This window comes from Roseovarius halotolerans, from assembly GCF_900172255.1.
GTDB classification, from domain to species: domain Bacteria; phylum Pseudomonadota; class Alphaproteobacteria; order Rhodobacterales; family Rhodobacteraceae; genus Roseovarius; species Roseovarius halotolerans.
The window spans coordinates 398919-421653 of record NZ_FWFU01000002.1; the positions used below are offsets into that span (position 1 = coordinate 398919).

13 protein-coding genes, 3 tRNA genes and 3 rRNA genes are annotated in these 22735 nt (G+C 60.1%); 3 read left to right on the forward strand and 16 right to left on the reverse strand.

What is annotated here, in order from left to right; all coding sequences use genetic code 11:
• Positions 1–5 precede the first annotated feature (5 nt).
• The 7 genes from ROH8110_RS08980 to ROH8110_RS09010 all read right to left on the reverse strand — a co-directional run bounded on the left by ROH8110_RS08980 (position 6) and on the right by ROH8110_RS09010 (position 6988).
• Positions 6–758: an SDR family oxidoreductase gene (locus tag ROH8110_RS08980; protein ID WP_085817419.1), complete on the reverse strand. Its 753-nt coding sequence runs from the start codon at positions 756–758 to the stop codon at positions 6–8.
• A 47-nt stretch (positions 759–805) separates the two neighbouring features.
• A complete protein-coding gene (locus ROH8110_RS08985; RefSeq protein ID WP_085817420.1) occupies positions 806–2272 on the reverse strand; it encodes an aldehyde dehydrogenase family protein in 1467 nt (488 codons plus the stop codon).
• Entirely contained in the window at positions 2269–2949 is a 681-nt protein-coding gene (locus tag ROH8110_RS08990; protein WP_085817421.1) for an ABC transporter ATP-binding protein, read from the reverse strand. The genes ROH8110_RS08985 and ROH8110_RS08990 overlap by 4 nt, the downstream gene beginning before the upstream one ends.
• Entirely contained in the window at positions 2949–3698 is a 750-nt protein-coding gene (locus ROH8110_RS08995) for an ABC transporter ATP-binding protein (protein WP_085817422.1), read from the reverse strand. The genes ROH8110_RS08990 and ROH8110_RS08995 overlap by 1 nt, the downstream gene beginning before the upstream one ends.
• Positions 3695–4654 (reverse strand): branched-chain amino acid ABC transporter permease, encoded by a 960-nt coding sequence (locus tag ROH8110_RS09000; protein WP_085817823.1) that lies wholly within the window; start codon positions 4652–4654, stop codon positions 3695–3697. Before ROH8110_RS09000 ends, ROH8110_RS08995 begins: the two co-directional genes overlap by 4 nt.
• A gap of 46 nt (positions 4655–4700) precedes the next feature.
• Positions 4701–5606 (reverse strand): branched-chain amino acid ABC transporter permease, encoded by a 906-nt coding sequence (locus ROH8110_RS09005; RefSeq protein ID WP_085817423.1) that lies wholly within the window; start codon positions 5604–5606, stop codon positions 4701–4703.
• A gap of 80 nt (positions 5607–5686) precedes the next feature.
• A complete protein-coding gene (locus ROH8110_RS09010) occupies positions 5687–6988 on the reverse strand; it encodes an ABC transporter substrate-binding protein (protein ID WP_085817424.1) in 1302 nt (433 codons plus the stop codon).
• A gap of 368 nt (positions 6989–7356) precedes the next feature.
• Between ROH8110_RS09010 and ROH8110_RS09015 the strand changes: the two genes are divergently transcribed.
• From ROH8110_RS09015 to ROH8110_RS09025, 3 genes are all read left to right on the forward strand, one after another.
• Positions 7357–8481: a zinc-binding dehydrogenase gene (locus ROH8110_RS09015; RefSeq protein ID WP_085817425.1), complete on the forward strand. Its 1125-nt coding sequence runs from the start codon at positions 7357–7359 to the stop codon at positions 8479–8481.
• A gap of 15 nt (positions 8482–8496) precedes the next feature.
• Positions 8497–9423, forward strand: a complete 927-nt coding sequence (locus ROH8110_RS09020; protein WP_170156488.1) for a LysR family transcriptional regulator — start codon at positions 8497–8499, stop codon at positions 9421–9423.
• 1168 nt (positions 9424–10591) lie between these two features.
• Complete coding sequence (locus ROH8110_RS09025; RefSeq protein ID WP_085817427.1) at positions 10592–13732, forward strand: calcium-binding protein; 3141 nt, start codon at positions 10592–10594, stop codon at positions 13730–13732.
• A 266-nt stretch (positions 13733–13998) separates the two neighbouring features.
• On the opposite strand, the gene ROH8110_RS09030 is transcribed toward ROH8110_RS09025, so the two are convergent.
• The 9 genes from ROH8110_RS09030 to msrP all read right to left on the reverse strand — a co-directional run bounded on the left by ROH8110_RS09030 (position 13999) and on the right by msrP (position 22666).
• A complete protein-coding gene (locus ROH8110_RS09030) occupies positions 13999–14301 on the reverse strand; it encodes a transposase (protein ID WP_139837396.1) in 303 nt (100 codons plus the stop codon).
• 146 nt (positions 14302–14447) lie between these two features.
• A tRNA-Met gene (locus ROH8110_RS09035) sits at positions 14448–14524 on the reverse strand.
• Between the two features lie 75 nt (positions 14525–14599).
• Positions 14600–14714, reverse strand: a 5S ribosomal RNA gene (rrf, locus tag ROH8110_RS09040).
• A 69-nt stretch (positions 14715–14783) separates the two neighbouring features.
• A 23S ribosomal RNA gene (locus tag ROH8110_RS09045) occupies positions 14784–18218 on the reverse strand.
• 352 nt (positions 18219–18570) lie between these two features.
• A tRNA-Ala gene (locus ROH8110_RS09050) sits at positions 18571–18646 on the reverse strand.
• A 29-nt stretch (positions 18647–18675) separates the two neighbouring features.
• Positions 18676–18752: transfer RNA gene (locus tag ROH8110_RS09055), tRNA-Ile, on the reverse strand.
• 141 nt (positions 18753–18893) lie between these two features.
• Positions 18894–20360 (reverse strand): 16S ribosomal RNA (locus ROH8110_RS09060).
• Together the 16S, 23S and 5S rRNA genes with 3 tRNA genes alongside form the textbook arrangement of a ribosomal RNA operon.
• A 777-nt stretch (positions 20361–21137) precedes the next feature.
• On the reverse strand, positions 21138–21752 hold the full coding sequence (msrQ, locus tag ROH8110_RS09065) for a protein-methionine-sulfoxide reductase heme-binding subunit MsrQ (RefSeq protein WP_085817429.1): 615 nt from the start codon (positions 21750–21752) through the stop codon (positions 21138–21140).
• Positions 21752–22666 (reverse strand): protein-methionine-sulfoxide reductase catalytic subunit MsrP, encoded by a 915-nt coding sequence (msrP, locus tag ROH8110_RS09070; RefSeq protein ID WP_085817430.1) that lies wholly within the window; start codon positions 22664–22666, stop codon positions 21752–21754. The genes msrQ and msrP overlap by 1 nt, the downstream gene beginning before the upstream one ends.
• Between the last annotated feature and the right edge of the window lie 69 nt (positions 22667–22735).

Consider the following 22735-nt stretch of genomic DNA (forward strand, 5'->3'; position numbering starts at 1 on the left):
CTTAGTCAGATCGTGCGACCGCCATCGACCTCGAGGATGACGCCGGTGATGAATTCGGCCTCGTCGGAGCCGAGGTAAAGCGCCGCGTTGGCGATATCCTGCGCTTCGGAGAGGCGGCCCATCGGGATCGTGGCGATGAATTTCGCGCGGTTCTCGGGGGTGTCGGGCACGCCCATGAACTGTTCCAGAAGGCCGGTCGCGCCCATCACCGGGGCAATGCCGCAGACGCGGATATTGTCGGGCGCCAGTTCCACCGCGAGCGAGCGGGTCATCAGGTTCACCGCGCCTTTCGAGGAATTATACCATGTGAGGCCCGGACGCGGGCGGATGCCTGCGGTGGAGCCGATATTGAGCATCACGCCGGCGGTGCCGCTGTCGCGCCAGAGCGGCACGCAGGTCTTGGTCATGTGGAAGATCGACAGCACGTTGATGTCGTAGATCTTGCGAAACGTGTCCTCGTCGGTTTCCATCAGGGGGCTGTTGGGGTTGGTCCAGCCCGCGTTGTTCACCACGATATCGAGCCCGCCGAACGCCTTGACGGTTTCGTCCACCGCCGCCTGCACCTGATCCCCCTTGGAGACATCGCAGGTTACGGCGATGGCGTTCTCGCCGAGTTCCGCGGCAACGGCCTTGGCGCCCTCGCCGTTCAGGTCCACGACCGCCACCTTTGCGCCCTCGCGGATATAGGTTTCGGCGATGCCCTTGCCAAAGCCCGAAGCTGCGCCGGTAACAAGCGTGCGTTTTCCTTCAAGTCTCATATTCTGACCCCTTTTGATCCTGTGTCTGGCGCGGCGCGCGCGCCGGCTTAGCCGTGATTGTGAACGACCGTCTTGATATGCGAGAATTCATGCAGCGCGGCGAAGCCCTTTTCGCGCCCATGACCCGACTTGCGGATACCGCCGAAGGGCAGTTCCACACCGCCCCCCGCGCCATAGCCGTTGATGAAGACCTGCCCGCAGCGCAGGGCCTTGGCGACCCGTTGCTGGCGCCCGCCATCGCGGGTCCAGACGGCGGCGACCAGGCCGTATTCGGTGTCGTTGGCGATCCTGACCGCCTCGGCCTCGTCCTCGAAGGGAATGACGCAGAGCACCGGGCCGAACACTTCTTCCTGTGCGATCCGGGCATGCGGATCGCAGGGGCCGAAGATCGCGGGCGCGACGTAATAGCCTCCTTCGGGCGCATCATCGCGCACGGTGCCGCGCGCCAGAAGCGGCGCGTCGGCTTCGGCGATATAGGTTTCGACGCGCTTTTTCTGCTTGGCCGAGATAAGCGGGCCGAGCACCGCATCCTCGCCCGAATCCGACGCGGCGACGGCTTCGAAGCGGGTCTTCAGTTCGGCCACGACGCGGTCATAGATGCCGCGCTGCAACAGAACCCGCGTGCCTGCCGAACAGGTCTGCCCGCCATTCTGGATCACCGCATTCAGCAGCACCGGCAGCGCCGCGTCGAGATCGGCGTCGTCGAACACGATCTGGGGCGACTTGCCGCCCAGTTCCAACGTGCAGCCGATGAAGTTGCGCGCCGCCGCCGTCTGGATGATGACCCCCACTTCGGGCGAACCGGTAAAGGAGATGAAGTCGATCCCCTTGTGATCGGCGAGCGCCTGACCTGCGACATTCCCACGCCCGGTGACGATGTTGATCGCGCCCGGCGGAAAGCCCACATCAAGCGCCATCTGCGCGATGCGCAGCGCCGTCAGGCAGGCATCCTCGGCCGGTTTCAGAACTGTGGCGTTGCCCATCGCCAGAGCCGGGGCGACCGAGCGGCCGAACATCTGCGCGGGGTAGTTCCACGGGATGATATGGCCGGTGACGCCATGCGGCTCGCGCTGGACCTCGACATTGTAGCCCTTGAGGAAGGGCACGATCTCGCCATGGACCTTGTCGGCGGCGCCGCCGTAGAATTCAAAGTAGCGCGCCGTCACCTTCATGTCGGCGCGGGCCTGCTGAATGGGCTTGCCGTTGTCGCGCGATTCAAGCTGCGCGAGGTCCTCGACATGGTCGAGGATGCGTTCGGAAAGGCGGATCATCAGGCGGCCGCGTTCGGCGGCGGTCAGGGTGGACCATTCGCCACCGTCAAAGGCCGCGCGCGCGGCGGCGACGGCGGCATCGATATCGGCCGCGTCACTGTCGGCGATCTGCGCGAAGGGTTGCCCGTCTATGGGCGAGACCACATCCATCACGCGGCCCGAGAGCGCGGGCACCCATTCATTGCCGATCAGGTTCAGCGGTTCGGGCGTGACGAGTTTGCTCATCGTGTCGGAGTCTTTCATGCGTTGGTTCCTTCGGGTTCAAGCGACCCCTCCTCCACCTCGCCACGTTCGATGACGAGGGTGCGATCGGCAAAGCCGCGCAACAGCGAGGGGTTGGATTCGGTGATCATCAGCGTGACCGAGCGGTCGGTATCGCGCAGGGTGCGCAGCGCCTCGGCATAGCGTTGCGCCAGCGCCGGGGCGAGGCCCTGGAAGGGCTCGTCCAGCATGATGAGCCGCGTGCCCAGCATCAGCGCACGCGCCAGCGCGACCATCTTGCCCTGACCGCCCGACACGGTGCCGCCGGAGCGGTCGGCCATCTCGCGCAGTTCGGGCAGAACGGTATAGGCCCGCTCGAGCCGCCGGTTGGTTTCCGCCTTGTCGAGCCGCGCCGCCTGGGCGGGCAGCAGGATGTTCTCCTCGACCGTGAAGGCCGAGAACAGGCGGCGATCCTCGGGGGCGTAGCCGATGCCGAGGCCGGGGCGCTTGGGCGGGTGCATGGCGGTGATCGACTTGCCGTCGAACAGGATATCGCCGCTGGCCCGCGTGAACCCCATGATCGTGCGCAAGAGCGTCGTCTTGCCCGCGCCGTTGCGCCCGATCAGGGCCACGGTCTGCGCCTCATCGATGCTGAAATTGAGGTTGCGCAGGATCGGGATGTTCCCGATCGAGGCGTTCACGTCACGCAGTTCCAGCATCAGACACCCTCCCCGATCACGTCCCGGATCACATCGGGATGTTCCAGAATTTCCGCCGGCGTGCCGCGCAGCTGCACATCGCCGCTGTTCCAGACCGCGACCTCGTCGGCGTATTTCTCGACGATGCCCATGTCATGTTCGACGAAGACGGACGTGACATCGGCCTCTTTGAGCGCACCGATCAGGATTTCCATGATCGCGTGCTTTTCGGATGAGGCAACGCCGGACGTGGGCTCATCCAGCAGCAGCAGCTTGGGCTTGAGCGCCAGCGCGACCGCGACATCAATCAGCTTGCGCTGCCCTTCCGAGAGTTCGACAACCACCGTGTCGGCCACATCGGCGCAACCCACCATGTCCAGCAGGTGCAGCATCTCGTCGCGTTCGGGGATCGCGTGCATGTCCATCAGCGGGTTGCGCAGGTGGTCACGCGCCGAGACCGCGATCAGCAGGTTTTCAAGCGCCGTGTGCTCGGTGAAAAGCTGCGGGATCTGGAAGGCGCGCGCGACGCCGCGCTGCACGATCTTGCGCGGCGGCAGCGGCGTGATGTCCCGGCCCTCGAACAGAACCTGCCCCTGGGTTGGCTTGATCCAGCCGGTGCAGATATTGAGGAACGTGGTCTTACCCGCGCCGTTGGGACCGATGATGGCCATGTTCCGCCCCGCGTGGATCTTGAGCGAGACATTGTCAGCGGCGGTGACGCCGCCGAACTTGATCACAAGGTTGCGGGTTTCCAGAAGAACGTCGCTCATTTGCCGGTCCCTCCCTTGCCGGAGCCGCGGTTGAACAGCGAATTCAGGATGGCGATCAGGCCGCCCGGTGCGAACAGGATGATGATCAGCAGGAAGCCGCCAAGGATCATCTGCCAGATGTCACCGGCATAGACCGACGCATAGGTGCGCACGAATTCGTAGATCAGCGCGCCGAGGAACGCCCCCTGAACCGAGCCCGCGCCGCCAAGAACGGCGATGAACACCATTTCCGCCGAGCGCACCCACCAGACATATTCCGGTGTGACCACGCCCTGCGCCATGCCCATCATCACGCCGCCCACGCCACAAAGCACAGCCGACAGAAGATAGCCCGACAGGAGCGCGCGGCGCGGCGAGACACCCAGGTATTCAAGCCGCGTTTCGTTGGTCTTGATGGTCTGGAAAAGCTGCCCGACGGGCGAGGCGAACCAGCGCGTCGTGAACCAGCCCAGCGCCACCATCAGAACCACGGCCGTGTAGAACAGCACCAGTTCAAACTGAACGTGATCAAGCGTATTGCCCAGCACCATCGGGCGCGGCAGGCGAATGCCGTCGGCGCCGCCGGTATAGTGGTAGAATTTCTCGAGGATCGACCAGAAGATCATCGAAAAGGCGAGGTTCAGCATCCCGAAGAAGATGCCGCGATAGCGCACCACGAACAGCCCCACGAGAAGCCCCGCCAGCACCGCGCCAAGCGTGCCCGCGATCAGCACGATCACGAAATCCGTGCCCGGCATCGACGCCATCAGGAAGGCGCCGGCATAGGCCGATATCCCGAAATAGAGCGCATGGCCGAATGACACCTGCCCGGCGCGCAACAGGACGGTGACGCCCAGCACCCCGAGCCCCTTGGCCATTGCGAAACTGACCAGCAGTTGCAGCGACGGCATTGCGAAGGGCACGGCGGCAATGGCCACGATCCCGATGATCCACAGAAGGAAAAGAGGGTTCTTCATGCGGGCATTCACCTTCCTTTGTTCGGTTGTGCTGCTCATGGCGACCTCAGATCTTGCGCGCGCCCGGCGTTCCGAACAGGCCCTCGGGACGCACCAGCAGCACCAGCACCATGATCAGATAAGGCACCAGAACGGAGATTTCGGGATAGAGATAAACCGCGAAGGACCGCCCGAGGCCGATCATCAGCGCAGTCAGCGCGGCGCCTTCGATCTGGCCGAGGCCGGCAGTGGCCACCACAGCGAAGGACAGCACGATCATGTCCGCCCCCATCCCCGGCAGGATCGAGGTGGTCGGCGAGGCAAGCGCGCCGCCAAGACCCGCGAGGATCGCACCGATCACGAAGGTGAACAGGAACACCTTATCGGCATCCACCCCGATCGACTGGGCCGCCTCGCGGTCCTCGGTGGTTGCGGTGATCAGCTTGCCGGTCACGGTGTGGCGCAGGAAAAAGCGCATCCCCAGCAGGAGCGCGATAGCGACCAGCGGCAGCAGGATCATCTGGTAGGCGGTATAGGTGACGCCGAAGACGGTGACATTGCCCAGAACCTGAAGCGCCGAAGAGTCGAAATAGGGTCGCGTCCCCCAGACAAGGCGCTGAACGTCCTCCAGGATCATGAACACCGCGAAGGTCATCAGGAGCTGCAACACCTCGGATTTGTCATAGATCCGGCGCAGCAGGAACTTTTCAAGCGGTGCGCCGATCAGGATGCCGACCAGCACCGCCGAAACGATCATCAGCGGAAAGGCCAGCACCGGTGCGAAGCCGAGGGACAGCGCATAGCCGGTCAGCGTTACCGATGCATAGGCCCCGATCGCATAGAGCGAGCCGTGGGCCACGTTCAGGATACGCATGACCCCGAAGATCAGGGTCAGGCCAAGCGCCACGATGAAGACCAGCGCCGCATAGGCAATCCCGTCAAACAGCGCCAGCAGGAAGATCGCAAAATTCATGTGCCCGTCCGGAAATTTCTATGAAAGCCGGGGAGAGGGCATGTGCTGCCCTCTCCGAGTTCGATATCGAAAGAACGGTCTCAGTTCTCGTAGGTGTCGACGCTGACGCTGTCGATGAAGCCCGCATCGAGACTGCCCACCCATTCGGTCGAAATCTCGCCGACCGGCGTGGTGAGTTCGGCACCGTCGAAGATCATGATGTTCTCCAGCGTGGCGAAGTCGTAATCGCCGGTCTGGACGCTTGTGCCCATCAGCTGCGCCTCGACGCCCTGATGATCCTCGCGCAGCGTGACCGGACGCCCGAGACCCTGGAATTCCAGCCCCTCGAGTGCGGCAAGAAGCTGCTCTTCGCTCGGCCAGTCGACGCCGTTATCCGCGATCGCCTTTTCATAGGCGGTCTTGAGCGCGGCGATGGCCTGGCTGGCGTGGAACACGGGATAGACACTGACTTCGCCGGTCTTTTCCTCGTATTGCTTCATGAAGGCTTGGAAATCGGCATCGTCGCGGCGTTCGGGATGCAGGAAGTAGTGATCGCCGCGCGCGCCCACGATGTGACCGTCGGTCAGCGCCGAGCCGAGCCGTTCAAGCGAGGACTCCGCCAGCGGCAGCACGAAGGTCGAGCTGTTGAGCAGCCCGCGCTGAGAGGCCTGCTGCACGAAGGTATCCAGGTCGCCACCCCAGGAGGTGGACAGGATCACGTCGGGGCTCAGCGCCTGGAGCCGCGAGATTTCCGTCGAGAAGTCGGGCGAGCCGAATTTCGGGAAGAACTCGGCCACGACTTCGACATCGGGCTTCATGGCCTTCAGCGCGGTGCTGAAGATATCCCAGCTGTCACGGCCCCAGGCATAGTCCTGGTTGACCACGGCGATGGTCTTGAAGTCCGGCTTGGTCTTCAGCAGGTAGATCACCGATGCCAGCATTTCGGGCGTGGCGTTCGCTTGGGTGCGGAAGACGTATTTGTAGTCGTTCTCTTCAAAGATGCGCTGCGTGCCGCAGTCCCACATCAGGTTGGGCACCTGAAGGTCTTCGGCCAGGGGTGCAAGCGTCTGGCAGTTGCCCGACGAGATCGAGGCAAGCATCACCTCGGCGCCGCCGGATTCGACCATGCGGCGGTATTCCGATGTCAGCGATTCCGCGCCGGCACCCTCGTCGATAAACGAAACCTCGATCGGCACACCGTTGATGCCGCCATCGGCGTTGATGTTCTCGACCAGGATCTCGGTCGCGTCACGCGCCGGCACACCGAAAACAGAGGCCGGCCCGGTCAGGAACGCGGTCATGCCGATCTTGAGGCTTTCGGGCTTGTCGGCCGCAAACGCAGCCATAGGCAAAGCCGCTGCCAGCGTGGCGGCGACGGCCCGTTTGACGAATAGGTGTTTCATATGGGTTTCCTCCCGTTTCAAGCGATCCGTTCAGGGGATCGCGATTGGTTTGGCGGTCTTCCGGGCCGCTTGTCGCAACAGGCCGCCAGGTTTGCGCAGGCGGCTCTGCGGGCAATGCATGCGCGCAATTCTGGCAGCGTCATCTGCATCGTCGGCTTCGTGGTCGAGGCTCCTCCCCCTTGGACCTGCAGAGGATTGTATCCTCGGAGCCAAAGCCTGCGCCAATATCTTGACGCTATCCCAGATATAGGTTTTTGCTATTGCAGAGTGCATTCTATCTGCGAAATCCTATGGCGCTGATAGGATGTTCGAATGCGACAGGGCGTAGCAACGGAGCGCAGACGCGATACACCAAGGGAGGGCATGTCATGAAGATAACGGCGGCGGTTCTTGAGCGCGAGAACATCAAGAGCGATTTCCAGAAGAACGAGGCGCTGCGCCTGTGCGAGGTCGACCTCGAATCGCCGGGACGCGGCGAGGTGCTGATCCGGATTGCGGCGGCGGGGGTGTGTCATTCGGACCTGTCGGTCATCAACGGGACCCGGCCGCGCCCGGTGCCGATGGTGTTGGGGCACGAGGCGTCGGGGATCGTCGAGGAGGTCGGCCCCGGCATCGAGGACCTGGCACCCGGCGACCACGTGGTCTGTATCTTCGCACCCGGCTGCGGCACCTGCCTGCCCTGTTCCGAAGGGCGCCCGGCGCTCTGCACGCGTGCCGCCAAGCATCACGGCGTCGGCGAACTGATGACCGGGCATCGCCGCCTGTCGATGGATGGCAAGCCTGTGCATCATCATGTGGGCGTGTCGGCCTTTGCGACCCATGCGGTTCTGGCACGCCAGTCGCTGGTCAAGGTCGAGGCCGACATCCCGACGCATATCTCGGCGCTGTTTTCCTGCGCGATGCTCACCGGGGCGGGGGCGGTATTCAACACCGCGCGCGTGACACCGGGCAGCAAGGTCGCGGTGGTCGGGCTTGGCGGTGTCGGTCTGTCGGCGGTTCTGGGCGCGGTCGCTGCGGGCGCGGGCCAGGTTGTCGTGATCGACCCGTTCCAATCCAAGCTGGACGCGGCGATGGAGATGGGCGCGACCCATGCCGTCGCGTCGGACGAGCACACAACCGAGGCCGTGCGCGACGTGACGGGGGGCGGCGTCGATTACGCCATCGAACTGGCGGGATCGGTGAAGGCGCTTGAAACCGCCTATGACTGCACCTGCCGGGGTGGCACGACCGTTACCGCCGGCCTGCCGCATCCGGATGCGCGCATGTCGCTCAATGCGCTCAAGCTGGTGGCCGAGGAACGCTCGCTCAAGGGCAGCTATATCGGCTCCTGCGTGCCACAGCGCGATCTTCCGCGGATGTTCTCGCTGCATCAGCAGGGCAAGCTGCCGGTCGAAAAAATGCTGACGCATCGTCTGCGGCTGGATCAGGTCAATCTGGCGATGGACCAGCTCGATAATGGCACGGCCATCCGGCAGGTCATCGAGTTCGGCTGAACGAACGGGCACATCATGGATATCAAGCATCTGCGCTATTTCCTTGCCGTGGCAGAGGCCCCGTCGATCTCGGCGGCGGCGCAGGCGATCGGCGTGGCGCAGCCGTCTCTTTCGCAACACCTGCACCGGATGGAGCAGGAACTGTCCGTGAAGCTGGTCGAGCGCTCGGCGCGGGGCACGCATCTGACCGACGAGGGACGGGTTCTTCTGGAACATGCGCGCGGGATCTGTGACAGCCTCGACCGCTGCGTCGAGGACATGCGCGAACGCGGCGGAACCGTACGCGGGCGTGTGGTATTCGGCATGCCGCCCTCCTGCTCGATGATCATGTCGGTTCCCCTGGCTGAAACCGTCTGGCACGAAACTCCGGAAATCCGCCTGCGTGCTGTCGAGGCGATGAGCGGCTACCTTGAAAACTGGCTGCTCGACGGGACGGTGGATATCGGGTTTCTCTATAACCAGCGCAAGAACAGCACCCTGCGCGGCACTCATGTTCTGGACGAGGAGCTGTTCTTTTTCTCGGCGCCCGATGCATGGCCGCTCGATACGCCGCCCGGCACGCCCGTGCCGCTGCGTGCGCTCGAGAAACTGGACATGGTGCTGCCCTCGAACGGCCTGCGCGACCAGATCGAGGCCTATTGCAAACAGCAGGACGTGCGCCTGAACGTGGTGCTCGAGATGGACGCGATGACCCAGATCAAGGAGCTGGTGGCGCGCGGGTCGGGCTACACGATCTTCGCCCCCGTCGCGGCACAGGATTTCGTCAGGCGCGGCGATCTTCTGCGCGCGCCGATCATCGAACCGACGATGACGCGGCCCGTTTACCTGGTCAAAAGCCCTGCCCGCGTGATGACCCGCGCCTGCCGCGTCGTCGAAGCGACGACCCTTGACGTGGCGCGCGAACTTGTGCGCCGAGGGCTCTGGGAAGGCACGCTGCGCTAGGCTTGAGCGCTCGCGCGCCTGCCTTTCTCGACCCGAGGCCGTGTAGCGGCGGGGCCAGTCAAGGATTCGCCAGATTCGCAGCTACAATAGGGTGATGTCCTTTCGTCGAAGATATTGGCGAAGTCGCCCCCACGGTGCCTGGCAGGGCGCACAGCGAATCCTGTCAGCGCGGCGTCTCGTCCTGCTTCTGTTGGGCGGTACGCTGGCGTTTGGAACCTATCTCAAGCATGGCGATGTACCGCATAACTGGTCAGTGCCTGGCATTGCGCGGTCGCTCGATGAGACGCCGAACCAAAGACCACCGCGTGCGCTTCGTGGGGGGAACGCGATGAACTGGCGCGGCCACGCCGAGATAAAGCCTGATAGCGGGGTGGGGAGTCGCGAAACAGATGGCCGTGTCACCCATGTGCGGGACGGTGACACGATCGAAGTCGGCGGGAGGGCAATCCGTCTCGCCGCACTGGACTGCGCAGAGACCGGGACGGTCGCCGGCGATAGCGCGACACGTCGGATGAAATCACTGGTCGGGGGCAAGCGTGTCACTTGTTCCCTGAGCGGGGAACGTTCCTATGACCGCTGGTTGGGCAGTTGCCGCCTTGCGGGTGGCCGGGACATTGCGAACATCTTGCTTGGCGAAGGCCTGTGTACCCGCTGGCGATAGCACCTCGCTATCACGAGACCTGTTGCCGGGCGTCACCTGTGTTTCTGCGCCCTTCGACACTTGCAGGCAAATCGCGGAAGATCCGCTCGAGTGCAGCCGTACGGAATGAACCGTGGTGGATTTCTTGGTCGCGGGAGCTGGACACGGTCTTCGGCAGACAAATCACATGAGTCCGGGGCGTTGAGCAGCAGGTCTGTCTCAGAAACGTCCGGGACACCTTGATCCGGGTCTCCGGCCCGGATGACGGAAAGCCGCATCACATACGCCTTGCGAAAGCGAAGCGGCACGCCTCGCCCCTTTTATCCCCCGACCCAGCATACACAGGCCCGTTCGCCACCGGGTCCATCAGGAGTTGGTACGGAATCTGCATCGGTCGGCATAACCCAACCTTGCAGAAGGCAATGAGTCATGGAAATGCCAACTCCCCCTGCGGCATCAAACGATACGTCCGCTCTGGTCGTGCCGCCCCTGTCCTTCGCCGCCCTCATGTCGCTCGCGGGCTGAGCCATGCAGTACACCATTGCGATCAACACGGCCGAAAACACCTACGTCAATCCCGACGAGGTCATTCCCGCCAGCGCCTTTGGCGCGGAGTTTCTTGGATGGGAGCCGTTCTCGAATTTCACCGCACGCAACGAGGAGCTGGAGCTGCCGCATATTCGGTGGCCGGGTGGGATTCCGGTTGAAGATGGTATCAATGTCGATGGCAGCGCGGATGGGTCCAGAGAGCATGTCTTCGATCTGAAGTTCGAGAACCTGATTGAATGGGACCGGAACAATGGCGACCCGCGCGAGGGCATCAAGGAGATGTTCGCCTACGCCAACGAGACCGGCGCCACCTTTGCTATGGTGACCCCCACCGCGCGCTACGTGGAAAAAATGTTCGACGACGGCGACGAGGCCGGACTTGCCGAGGCCCGCGCCGATGCGCGCATCTTCGCGGAAAAGCTGGTCGCAGGGAAGTATGGCGCAGTGCCTGAAGGGTTCACCATCGAGGTCGGCAGCGAGTATTATGCCACCGACATCTGGAAAGAGATGACATCAGACGCCAACGGGCGACCCTATCAGACCGACCCCGGCCCGCTTGCCGAAAAGTTCGGCAAGGTCTTTGCCGCAGTGGTCGACGAGATGGGCGCGGTTTTCGACGACCCGACCCTCAACAGCGATGGCATTGAGGTCAAGCTGGCCGTTCAGCTGGCGCGCCATCAGGCCGACCCCGGCCAGAATGGAGGCGACTTTTCGGACAATGTGGATTTCATCGAAGCATTCATCGACACCGGTGCCATCGACAAAGTCGATACGCTTCTGTTCCACAAATACACGCCGACCTTCGACAATATCAGCCGCGGCATGGATGCCGATGCAAACGGCTATCGTCTGGATGATGCCTTTTCCCTTTGGGAACAGGCCAGCGGCGGCAAGGAATTCGAGTTTCTGGGCGGGTATCTGTCACCCTCTGCTGGCGCCGAAGATCGGCTTGAATACGGCGCGCCGGGGCTGACGAATCTGCTTCAGGTCAATGCCCAGTTTCTGGCCGCCGGAATGGATGTCGGTACGGTCTATGCCATCGGTCACAGCAATGGCGGCTCTCTTGGCTGGCGCGATGAACTGCTTGTGGGCGGCAAGTTGTTCGACCTCATGGGCGAAAGCATCCCCGGCAAGTTTCTCTATAACGGGTTTCAGGACAACATCTCGAACGTGGCTGACCTTGGCCGATCTTATATCGGCGGCGACCATGTAAACAGCTATGTGTATGGCAATGACACCGAGGTAACCGTCTTTCTTGCGGCCAGCGATTTTTCCGGGGAACAGCTGGATTACAGCCTCCAGTTCGACGAAAGCTTTCTCAACGCCGAGGTAACGCATCTCTGGGCCACAGGTGAGCAACTGTATCACCCCGGCGATGGCGACTTGATCGGAAGTTTTGGCGAGACATCCAGTTACACGGTCGATCTGACCGCATCCTATACCCCCTCGAGCCTCGATGTCACGTTTGAACATGATTACGAGGTTGTGCGCATTGTCCTGGAGAAAGCCGAGCTCGAGACGCTTGAACCTGTCGCTACGGATGCGCTCCTCGAGCTCGCGCCTTTCGAGACGCTTCTGGCCTTGGCTGAGGTCGCGGCCTCGGCCACGCCGGAGGATGACCTCTTGATCGGCACCGAAGCGGCCGACCAGATCAATGGCACGTTGGGTAATGATACGGTCTGGGGCGCACTCGGAGACGACACTGTGAAAGGCGGCTGGGGCGACGACATTGTCGACGGTGGCGCTGGAGATGACAAAGTCACCGGGGACTGGGGCAATGACCAGCTGTTCGGCGGGAATGGCAATGACCGGCTGTTCGGCGGGGATGGCGACAATGTCCTGTTTGGTGGTGCAGGTGACGACCGCCTTTTCGCCACCGGGCGGCTCGACATTCTTGACGGCGGTGCAGGCGATGACCGGCTCCATGCCGGGGCCGAGACCACGATCCTCAGATTCACGGTCGAGCAGGCCATTGGGACTCCTGTGGAAGTCGACACCGTCTATGACTTCGTTCTGGGTCAGGATGTCATCGAAATTGACGGGTTGGACTTCTCTGAGCGCGGCGACGGGTTTTCAGGCGAAGACTTCATGCGTGAGAATGCGAGCATTCAAGGAAACGATCTCGAGATCGCTCTGAGCGACCGCCATAGCGTTGTGCTGAAGGGCCTGGTCTCGCAACTTCCCGAAACCTCGACAGTGGCCGATTTCCACCAGATATTCGGGGCCTCAACAACTACCAGCCCGGATATCATCGAAGAGGCAGCCCAGGCCCCTCTCGACTGGATCAAAGGCAACGACGCCGATGACGTCCTGACCGGCAGCGCGGGTGTCGATTGGCTCAATGGCGGGCTTGGCGATGACTCGATTTCAGGCGGAAGCGGCGACGACAAGCTCAAAGGGGGCTGGGGCAACGATCGGGTCGATGGCGGTGCCGGCGATGACCGCGTGACGGGCGACTGGGGCGATGACCTGCTGTCTGGCGGAAGCGGAAATGACACGATCTTCGGCGGCGAGGGGTCCAACGCCCTTTTCGGAGGCGACGGCAATGACCGTCTTGTCGCATCGGGACAAAGGGATTTTCTTGCAGGCGGCGCTGGCAACGACGTGCTGGAAGCGGGGGCCGAAACGACGATCCTCTCGTTCAGCGTCAATGAAGAGCCATTAGACCCTGTCGAGACCGACATCGTGCAGGGTTTTACCCTGGGCGAGGATTTTCTCGAGATCGAAGGGCTGGAGGTGAGCGACGAGAATGGCCAGCGTTTCTGGGAAGAGTTCATGCTCCAGAATGCCAGCATTCGCGGGGACAACCTCGAGATCAAGCTGAGTGAAGGTCATACGGTGATCTTGGAGAACGTCGCTCCGCAGCTCCCGGGCGATCCGTCCGTGGCGGATTTCCACCAGGTTTTCGGGATCGGCATGTCGTCACAATCCTCCGAACCGGAATCGACACCCTGGAGCGATCCACTGACCCAGGAGGCAGCGGAAACCGGCGAGTCATTGCTGGACCTGTTTGGCCTGGAGATGAACGCCGGCACGCTCGAAGCCGCAGCACAGGAGCAGATGGACAAGGAGGCCGAGGACGCGACAGCAAACGATCCGTGGACCTTCTTTTTCGCCTAGGCCTCGACAATATCGGATGATGTGCCCGCCCATCCCGATCACGGGGCTGGGCGAATGAGCGCGACTTGGGGGCTATGCGACCGCTGTCGAGACGGCTAGCCGAGCGGACGATGCTCATTCGCCAAGTCTCACCGCCGCTTGCGTATCGCATTTTCGCCCGCGTCTCGTTCACGATACTCCAAGACTGACCTGTTGAGATCCGCCAGTTCCTGCGCCCGGCGCTCGGACAAGCCGTGCCGATCCACCACATCACGCACAGTTCGTCGCTATAAATCAGGCGTCAGTATGCTTGTCGCGAGATCCCTCGATGCTGAGTCATTCAGCATCACACCCGCCAGCATACACTTGAGCTCGTTGGTCTCATCTTCCAGCGCCCGCAGCGTCCCGGCATCCGATATGCTCATGCCATCAAACTTGGCTTTGTAACTGTAGAAGGCCGCGTCCCCAATGCCCTGGCGACGTGAAAGCTCCGGCGCTTTCATACCAGCCATACCAGCTTCGTATTCGCCGTGACGTTCTGGATCATCCCGATCATCTGTTCGTCTGAGAAGCCACGCTTCATGCTCCATCCTTATCCCGGACGGATGACGAACGCCTCAACGGCCCGATTTCTGTGGGCTGGGTCAACGCCTTGCGCCTGCTTCCGCGACCAGATCGCCAAAACTAAAAATCGCCCGGAGACGATCGATACGTGCTTGGTTTTATGGGGAAATTTTGGTTGCGGGAGCAGGATTTGAACCTGCGACCTTCAGGTTATGAGCCTGACGAGCTACCGGACTGCTCCATCCCGCGCCAAAAATGGTCGCCCCAAGCAATCTCGTATGAAAGGGGCGCATCGAAAGAGAGATACATCGAGGTTCTTACTAGGTTTGGCAGTGACCTACTCTCCCACGTCTTAAGACGCAGTACCATTGGCGCGAAGGCACTTAACGGCCGGGTTCGGGATGGGACCGGGTGTTTTGCTCTTGCTATGACCACCAAACCGAGAAAAAACCTCGAAATTCCAAGTCAAACTGACTTTCTGTCCGTAGAAGTCTGACTTCTACTGGATCAAATCAAGCCTATCGGGCAATTAGTACCGGTCAACTGAACGCATTGCTGCGCTTACATCTCCGGCCTATCGACGTGGTGGTCTACCACGGCCCTCAGGGATACCTTGTTTTGAGGGGGGCTTCCCGCTTAGATGCCTTCAGCGGTTATCCTTTCCGATCATAGCTACCCTGCACTGCTGCTGGCGCAACAACAGGTCCACCAGTGGATCGTTCACCCCGGTCCTCTCGTACTAGGGGCAACTCCTCTCAAGTATCCTACACCCACGGCAGATAGGGACCGAACTGTCTCACGACGTTCTAAACCCAGCTCACGTACCTCTTTAAATGGCGAACAGCCATACCCTTGGGACCTGCTCCAGCCCCAGGATGAGATGAGCCGACATCGAGGTGCCAAACACTGCCGTCGATATGGACTCTTGGGCAGTATCAGCCTGTTATCCCCGGCGTACCTTTTATCCGTTGAGCGATGGCCCTTCCACTCGGGACCACCGGATCACTATGGCCGTCTTTCGACTCTGCTCGACTTGTCAGTCTTGCAGTCAGGCTGGCTTCTGCCATTGCACTCAACGAGCGATTTCCGACCGCTCTGAGCCAACCTTCGCGCGCCTCCGTTACGCTTTAGGAGGCGACCGCCCCAGTCAAACTACCCGCCACGCAGGGTCCCGGATCCGGATAACGGACCGCGGTTAGACATCAAGAGTGCGAAGGGTGGTATCTCAAGGGAGGCTCCACAAGGACTAGCGTCCCTGCTTCAAAGCCTACCACCTATCCTGCACATCACAATCCTGATGCCAGTGCGAAGCTGTAGTAAAGGTGCACGGGGTCTTTCCGTCTAACCGCGGGAAGCCTGCATCTTGACAGGCAATTCAATTTCGCTGAGTCGATGTTGGAGACAGCGGGGAAGTCGTTACGCCATTCGTGCAGGTCGGAACTTACCCGACAAGGAATTTCGCTACCTTAGGACCGTTATAGTTACGGCCGCCGTTTACCTGGGCTTCAATTCAGAGCTCTCACCCCTCCTTTTAACCTTCAGGCACCGGGCAGGCGTCAGACCCTATACGTCGTCTTGCGACTTCGCAGAGCCCTGTGTTTTTAGTAAACAGTCGCCACCCCCTGGTTTGTGCCCCCAGCCAATACTTGCGTAGAAACTGGGCCTCCTTCTCGCGAACTTACGGAGGTATTTTGCCGAGTTCCTTCAACATCGTTCTCTCAAGCGCCTTGGTATTCTCTACCAGTCCACCTGTGTCGGTTTAGGGTACGATCTAGCGATGGAGCTATTTCCAGGAACCTCTAAGCGGCCCGTTCAATCCGATAAGAACGAACAACCCTCGAGATCCGTCACTTCCATCTGGCCCAGGAATATTAACCTGGTTCCCATCGACTACGCCTTTCGGCCTCGCCTTAGGGGTCGGCTTACCCTGCTCAGATTAGCTTTAAGCAGGAACCCTTGGACTTTCGGCGACAGGGTCTCTCACCCTGTTTGTCGCTACTCATGTCATCATTCTCACTAGTGATCTCTCCACCGGATGGCTCACGCCCCGGCTTCATCGAAAGCTCCTCTCCTCCAACACGCCCGAAGGCGCTAAGGAGGAATGGAACTATGTCACACTACGCTCTGCTACCAGTGCATACGCACTCCTAAGCTTCGGCTCATGGCTTGAGCCCCGTTACATCTTCGCCGCAGGACAACTTATTTAGACCAGTGAGCTGTTACGCTATCTTTAAAGGATGGCTGCTTCTAAGCCAACCTCCTGGTTGTTTTGGTCGTCCCACCTGCTTTCCCACTTAGCCATGAATTAGGGGCCTTAGCTGTAGGTCAGGGTTGTTTCCCTCTCCACTACGGACGTTAGCATCCGCAGTGTGTCTGCCATCTAGTACTCCTCGGTATTCGGAGTTTGGTTAGGATCAGTAAGCCTGTGGGGCCCCATTACCCATCCAGTGCTCTACCCCCGAGGGTATTCGGATGACGCTCTACCTAAATAGATTTCGCAGAGAACCAGCTATCTCCGAGTTTGATTGGCCTTTCACCCCTAGGCACAACTCATCCCGACCTTTTTCAACAGGTGTGGGTTCGGCCCTCCAGTAAGTGTTACCTTACCTTCAGCCTGGTCATGCCTAGATCACTCGGTTTCGGGTCTGATCCATCTAACTCATTCGCCCTATTAAGACTCGCTTTCGCTGCGCCTACACCTATCGGCTTAAGCTTGCTAGATAGACCAAGTCGATGACCCATTATACAAAAGGTACGCCGTCACAAGACTGGACACTAATAACAATCATTTCGTTGGGATCGAGACCCGGAAGTGAACGGTCTCGAGACCTGGGTTGGTGCTGTAGAGCCCCGCGTTCGAGCGGTGATCCACACCAAGGCTCATGCGCACACCGCTTCTGGCCTGATAGCCGACTTCGATGCCCGATCGAAACTGGATCGGACCGCCGAGATCGACGCCATCGCCTTTGTCGTAAAGGCCGGCCATCGTGTGAAACTGCAGAAACAGATTCTCACGGGCGTTGCTGAGCGTGTAGGCATAACCGACACCGCCGAAGATCTCCTTGTCCGACGAGGCGGACAGGCCATAGATCATCTGAAACGGGCCATATGCATGCCGGGTTTCCCTGCGGAAGGCGAATTCCTCGCCGACCGAGTTTTCCTGGAAAACCGTTTCCCCAAGTGAAAGCCCCGTATAGGGCTGAACCTCGCTTTTGGCCAAGCAGCCATTGTTGGTGCAATGATTGGCGCCCATGTCGATCAAACCGACGATGAGACCGATCACCGCGATGGTGCCGTCCGTAACAAATGCAAGATCCGACATGCTGTCCTCCGTGATGCGTTGATCACGTTGATGCAGCAGATTGTCATTAGAGTCCAGTCAAGCTCCGACTGATTGTAGGCGTTCGGTTTCAGGTACTGTTTCACTCCCCTCGTCGGGGTGCTTTTCACCTTTCCCTCACGGTACTGGTTCGCTATCGGTCAGTAAGGAGTACTTAGCCTTCGAAGGTGGTCCTCCGATCTTCAGACAGGATTTCACGTGTCCCGCCCTACTTAATACATCCTATCGAGCTTCCCATACGGGGCTGTCACCCGCTATGGCCATGCTTCCCAACATGTTCTGGTCACTCTCAAGGCTTGGCTGGTCCCCGTTCGCTCGCCGCTACTAGGGGAGTATCAATTGATGTCCTTTCCTCCGGGTACTTAGATGTTTCAGTTCTCCGGGTTTGCTCTTATAACCCTATGTATTCAGGTTATAAGTACCTGGTTCAGCTTTCTATTGATAGCAGAGCTAACAATAGAGAACTGTCAGGTGGGTTGCCCCATTCGGAAATCCATGGATCAAAGCTTATTCTCAGCTCCTCATGGCTTATCGCAGAGTATCACGTCCTTCATCGCCTCTTACTGCCAAGGCATCCACCAAACGCCCTTCTCGCGCTTGATTTGATCCAGAAAAAGACAGACTTGCATCCGCCGCGGCATGCCAGCTGGTCAGTTGACACGCCTTTATCCTGAACCAAAAGTCATACTTTCCCGCCCCGGATCGCTCCGGGACATTGGTTAGTGTACTTGACTTGGACAACTCTGTTCGTTTCAGCCGGCATACGCATGGGCGGTTGAGGAAGCAGCCGCGTCATACGCTCGCCTTCGGCCCGAGGGCCTTGGGCACCAAACTGAGATGTTCGCGTACTTACGAACACCAAACAGTGTTGATATTTGTATCTCTCTTAACGATGTCAAATTCGTCCGATTGGACGGCAAAGCGCCGGGTGGCGCTTAACGGTCAAATCGAAGGATGGTGGAGCCTAGGAGGATCGAACTCCTGACCTCCTGAATGCAAATCAGGCGCTCTCCCAGCTGAGCTAAGGCCCCATAAGACCCAGGTCATTGCCCTGGATGAATGGTGGGTCGAGGAGGACTTGAACCTCCGACCTCACGCTTATCAGGCGTGCGCTCTAACCACCTGAGCTACCGACCCAAACAGGCCGGCAGGCCTGAAATCCTTGGTCTGAAGAGATATGAGGACGGCCTGGTCCGTCTGATGTTGACCGATCTGACTGATCGATCTTGCTAAGTGATCCACGAGATTGGCGAACCAATCTGCCAGGATCATCCTTAGAAAGGAGGTGATCCAGCCGCAGGTTCCCCTACGGCTACCTTGTTACGACTTCACCCCAGTCGCTGAGCTTACCGTGGTCGGCTGCCCCCTCGAAAGGTTGGCGCACCGCCTTCGGGTAAACCCAACTCCCATGGTGTGACGGGCGGTGTGTACAAGGCCCGGGAACGTATTCACCGCGTCATGCTGTTACGCGATTACTAGCGATTCCGACTTCATGGGGTCGAGTTGCAGACCCCAATCCGAACTGAGACAGTTTTTTGGGATTAACCCATTGTCACTGCCATTGTAGCACGTGTGTAGCCCAACCCGTAAGGGCCATGAGGACTTGACGTCATCCACACCTTCCTCCCGCTTATCACGGGCAGTTTCCATAGAGTGCCCAGCCGAACTGCTGGCAACTAGGGATGTGGGTTGCGCTCGTTGCCGGACTTAACCGAACATCTCACGACACGAGCTGACGACAGCCATGCAGCACCTGTCACTGATCCAGCCGAACTGAAGGAAACGATCTCTCGTAACCGCGATCAGGATGTCAAGGGTTGGTAAGGTTCTGCGCGTTGCTTCGAATTAAACCACATGCTCCACCGCTTGTGCGGGCCCCCGTCAATTCCTTTGAGTTTTAATCTTGCGACCGTACTCCCCAGGCGGAATGCTTAATCCGTTAGGTGTGTCACCGAATAGCATGCTATCCGACGACTGGCATTCATCGTTTACGGTGTGGACTACCAGGGTATCTAATCCTGTTTGCTCCCCACACTTTCGCACCTCAGCGTCAGTATCGAGCCAGTGAGCCGCCTTCGCCACTGGTGTTCCTCCGAATATCTACGAATTTCACCTCTACACTCGGAATTCCACTCACCTCTCTCGAACTCTAGACTGGTAGTTTTGGAGGCAGTTCCAGGGTTGAGCCCTGGGATTTCACCCCCAACTTTCCAATCCGCCTACGTGCGCTTTACGCCCAGTAATTCCGAACAACGCTAACCCCCTCCGTATTACCGCGGCTGCTGGCACGGAGTTAGCCGGGGTTTCTTTACCAGGTACTGTCATTATCATCCCTGGCGAAAGAGCTTTACGACCCTAAGGCCTTCATCACTCACGCGGCATGGCTGGATCAGGCTTGCGCCCATTGTCCAAGATTCCCCACTGCTGCCTCCCGTAGGAGTCTGGGCCGTGTCTCAGTCCCAGTGTTGCTGATCATCCTCTAAAACCAGCTATAGATCGTAGGCTTGGTAGGCCATTACCCCACCAACTACCTAATCTAACGCGGGCCGATCTTTCACCGAAATTCTTTCCCCCGAAGGGCGTATACGGTATTAAACCCAGTTTCCCGGGACTATTCCGTAGTGAAAGGCACGTTCCCACGCGTTACTAACCCGTCCGCCACTAGACCCGAAGGTCTCGTTCGACTTGCATGTGTTAGGCCTGCCGCCAGCGTTCGTTCTGAGCCAGGATCAAACTCTCAAGTTGAAAAGCTGTTGCCAGCTTATCCTTGACGTTCGAACCTCTGCACATCTCATCGACCCGGCAGGGCCGATGAAGTCATCTGTTTGATGTACATCGTTTCCAAGGAAACGTTGCCGTTCAAACAGTGAAGCTGACTATCCATCATCGGGCCGAAGCCCTAGGTAGTTGATATGCAGGATTTGATCCATCGAAAGAACCAAACCGCCCACATATCTCTTCAGATACTTGCGATTTCAAAGAGCGTAGAGACAAAATCAACACGAAGCGCCTAAATCGTTTGGCGCAACCTGCGTCACTTACCTCAAGTATTTCTGCCTCGCTTCCCTCTGGAGCGTCGCTCCGTCGTTCCGTCTGGCGTTCCGTTGTGCGCCTCAGCGCCGCCGGTGAGGGGGTATTTACGGATTGCCGCCGAACCCTGCAACCCCTTTTTTCGGGAAACGTCATCTTTTTTTGACATTCCCTGTTTTTCTCATGAAAACATGGGGTTACATGCGTCTAATTTCAATATGGGGCGCGCTGACGCAATATTGTTCCCCGCTCGCCGCAGGGCTGCGCGCAACATATAGCGTTATCCACAGGGTTACCCCCAAGACTCACCTGCCGCGCTGCCGCAAACATGGCGACTCGTCGCGATTCAGGGGGTGAATCGGCCGGGATTCTCCTCGTCCGACTCGAAATTTCCCGAAAAGTTCCTCGCCGACCCCCGGTCACACCCCCGATTCCGCCCCGTCGGGGGTGAATCGGAGCCAGGGGGCGATCAGATTCGCGCCGAAAATGCGGTCACGACCCCTGACCAACCGCCTTTTTCATGGGCAGGCGGCGAATCCGCAGCGCCAGCAACCCCAGAATCGCCGCCAGATAGGCGAGCGGCTCGATCTGAAAGCCCTTGGTCAGCCACAGAAAGTGAATCGCGCCCAGCACCGCGACTCCATAGGTCAGCCGGTGCAGCACCCGCCAGCGCGGCCCGAGTCGGCGCAGCGCGCGGTCATTCGACGTCAGCGCCAGGGGAATCATCAGCACGAACGCCGCCATGCCGACCGTCACATAGGGACGCTTGAGAATGTCGGCCCAGATCTGCGCCACGATCTGCACATCGAGCACCGCCCAGACCAGCAGATGCACGACCACATGAAAGAACGCCATCAGGCCCAGCGCGCGGCGGAACCTCAGCAGGTTGATTCCCGCGTGGCGCCGCAGCGGCGTGATCGCCAGCCCGGCCACCAGAAGCTGAAGCGCGATCTTGCCCAGCTCCTGTTCCAGCGCCTTGATCGGCTCCGGGCCAAGGCCGCCAGTCGCGCCCATATAGAAGAGCACAGGAACCGGCAGCGCACACAGTATATATATGGCCGCTGTGGGAACCCGCCGCGCCAGGGCATTTATGCGCGCAGCAATCATCAGAAGAACCGGGTCAGATCCATGCCGTCATAAAGCCCGGCCACATCTTCGCCATAGCCGTTGAACATCGGTGTCTCGATGCGGGGCGAAAAGATCCCGCCGCCGACCCTGCGCTCGGTCGCCTGACTCCAGCGGGGATGATCCACCTCGGGATTCACATTGCTGTAGAATCCGTATTCGCGCGGGTTGGCCTTATTCCAGCTTGTCGGGGGCTCGGAATCGGTCAGCGTGATGCGCACCACCGACTTGATAGACTTGAAGCCGTATTTCCACGGCACCACCAGCCTGAGCGGCGCGCCGTTCTGCTTGGGAATGTCCCGCCCGTAGATGCCTGTCGCCATGATGGTCAGCGGATGCATCGCCTCGTCAAGGCGCAGCCCCTCCACATAGGGCCAGTCCAGCACCGGGTAACGCGTGCCCGGCATCGCGTCCTTGTCCAGCACCGTCTCGAACGCCACGTATTTTGCGCCCGCCTGCACCCCGGCCATGTCCAGCAGGTCGGCCAGTTCGAACCCGTTCCACGGAATCACCATCGACCAGGCCTCGACACAGCGAAAGCGATAGATCCGCTCTTCTATGGTCATGCGGGCCATGATGTCCTTGAACGCATATGCGCCGGGCCTGTCGACCAGCCCGTCGATCTGCACCTCCCAGGGGGCGATGCTGAGTCGGTCGGCATATTTGACGGGGTCATCCTTGCCGGTGCCGAACTCATAGTAGTTGTTGTAGGTGGTGATATCTTCCCAGCTGTTGGGCTCAAGGCCCGCGTCCTCGCCCGCCGCGCGGGCGCGCCCGCTCAAACCGGTTAGCGCGACGCCCGCGGCCATTCCCGCCATCCACTGCCGACGGTTCATGAAGACCGCTTCGGGCGTTGCGTCGGGTGCGCTCAGGTCGTTCTTCCAGCGATAGGCCATTGCGGGTCTCCTCGGGGTGTTTCACCTCTCACTATATAGAGAGACCCCATCGCCGGTCACGTCCCGGCC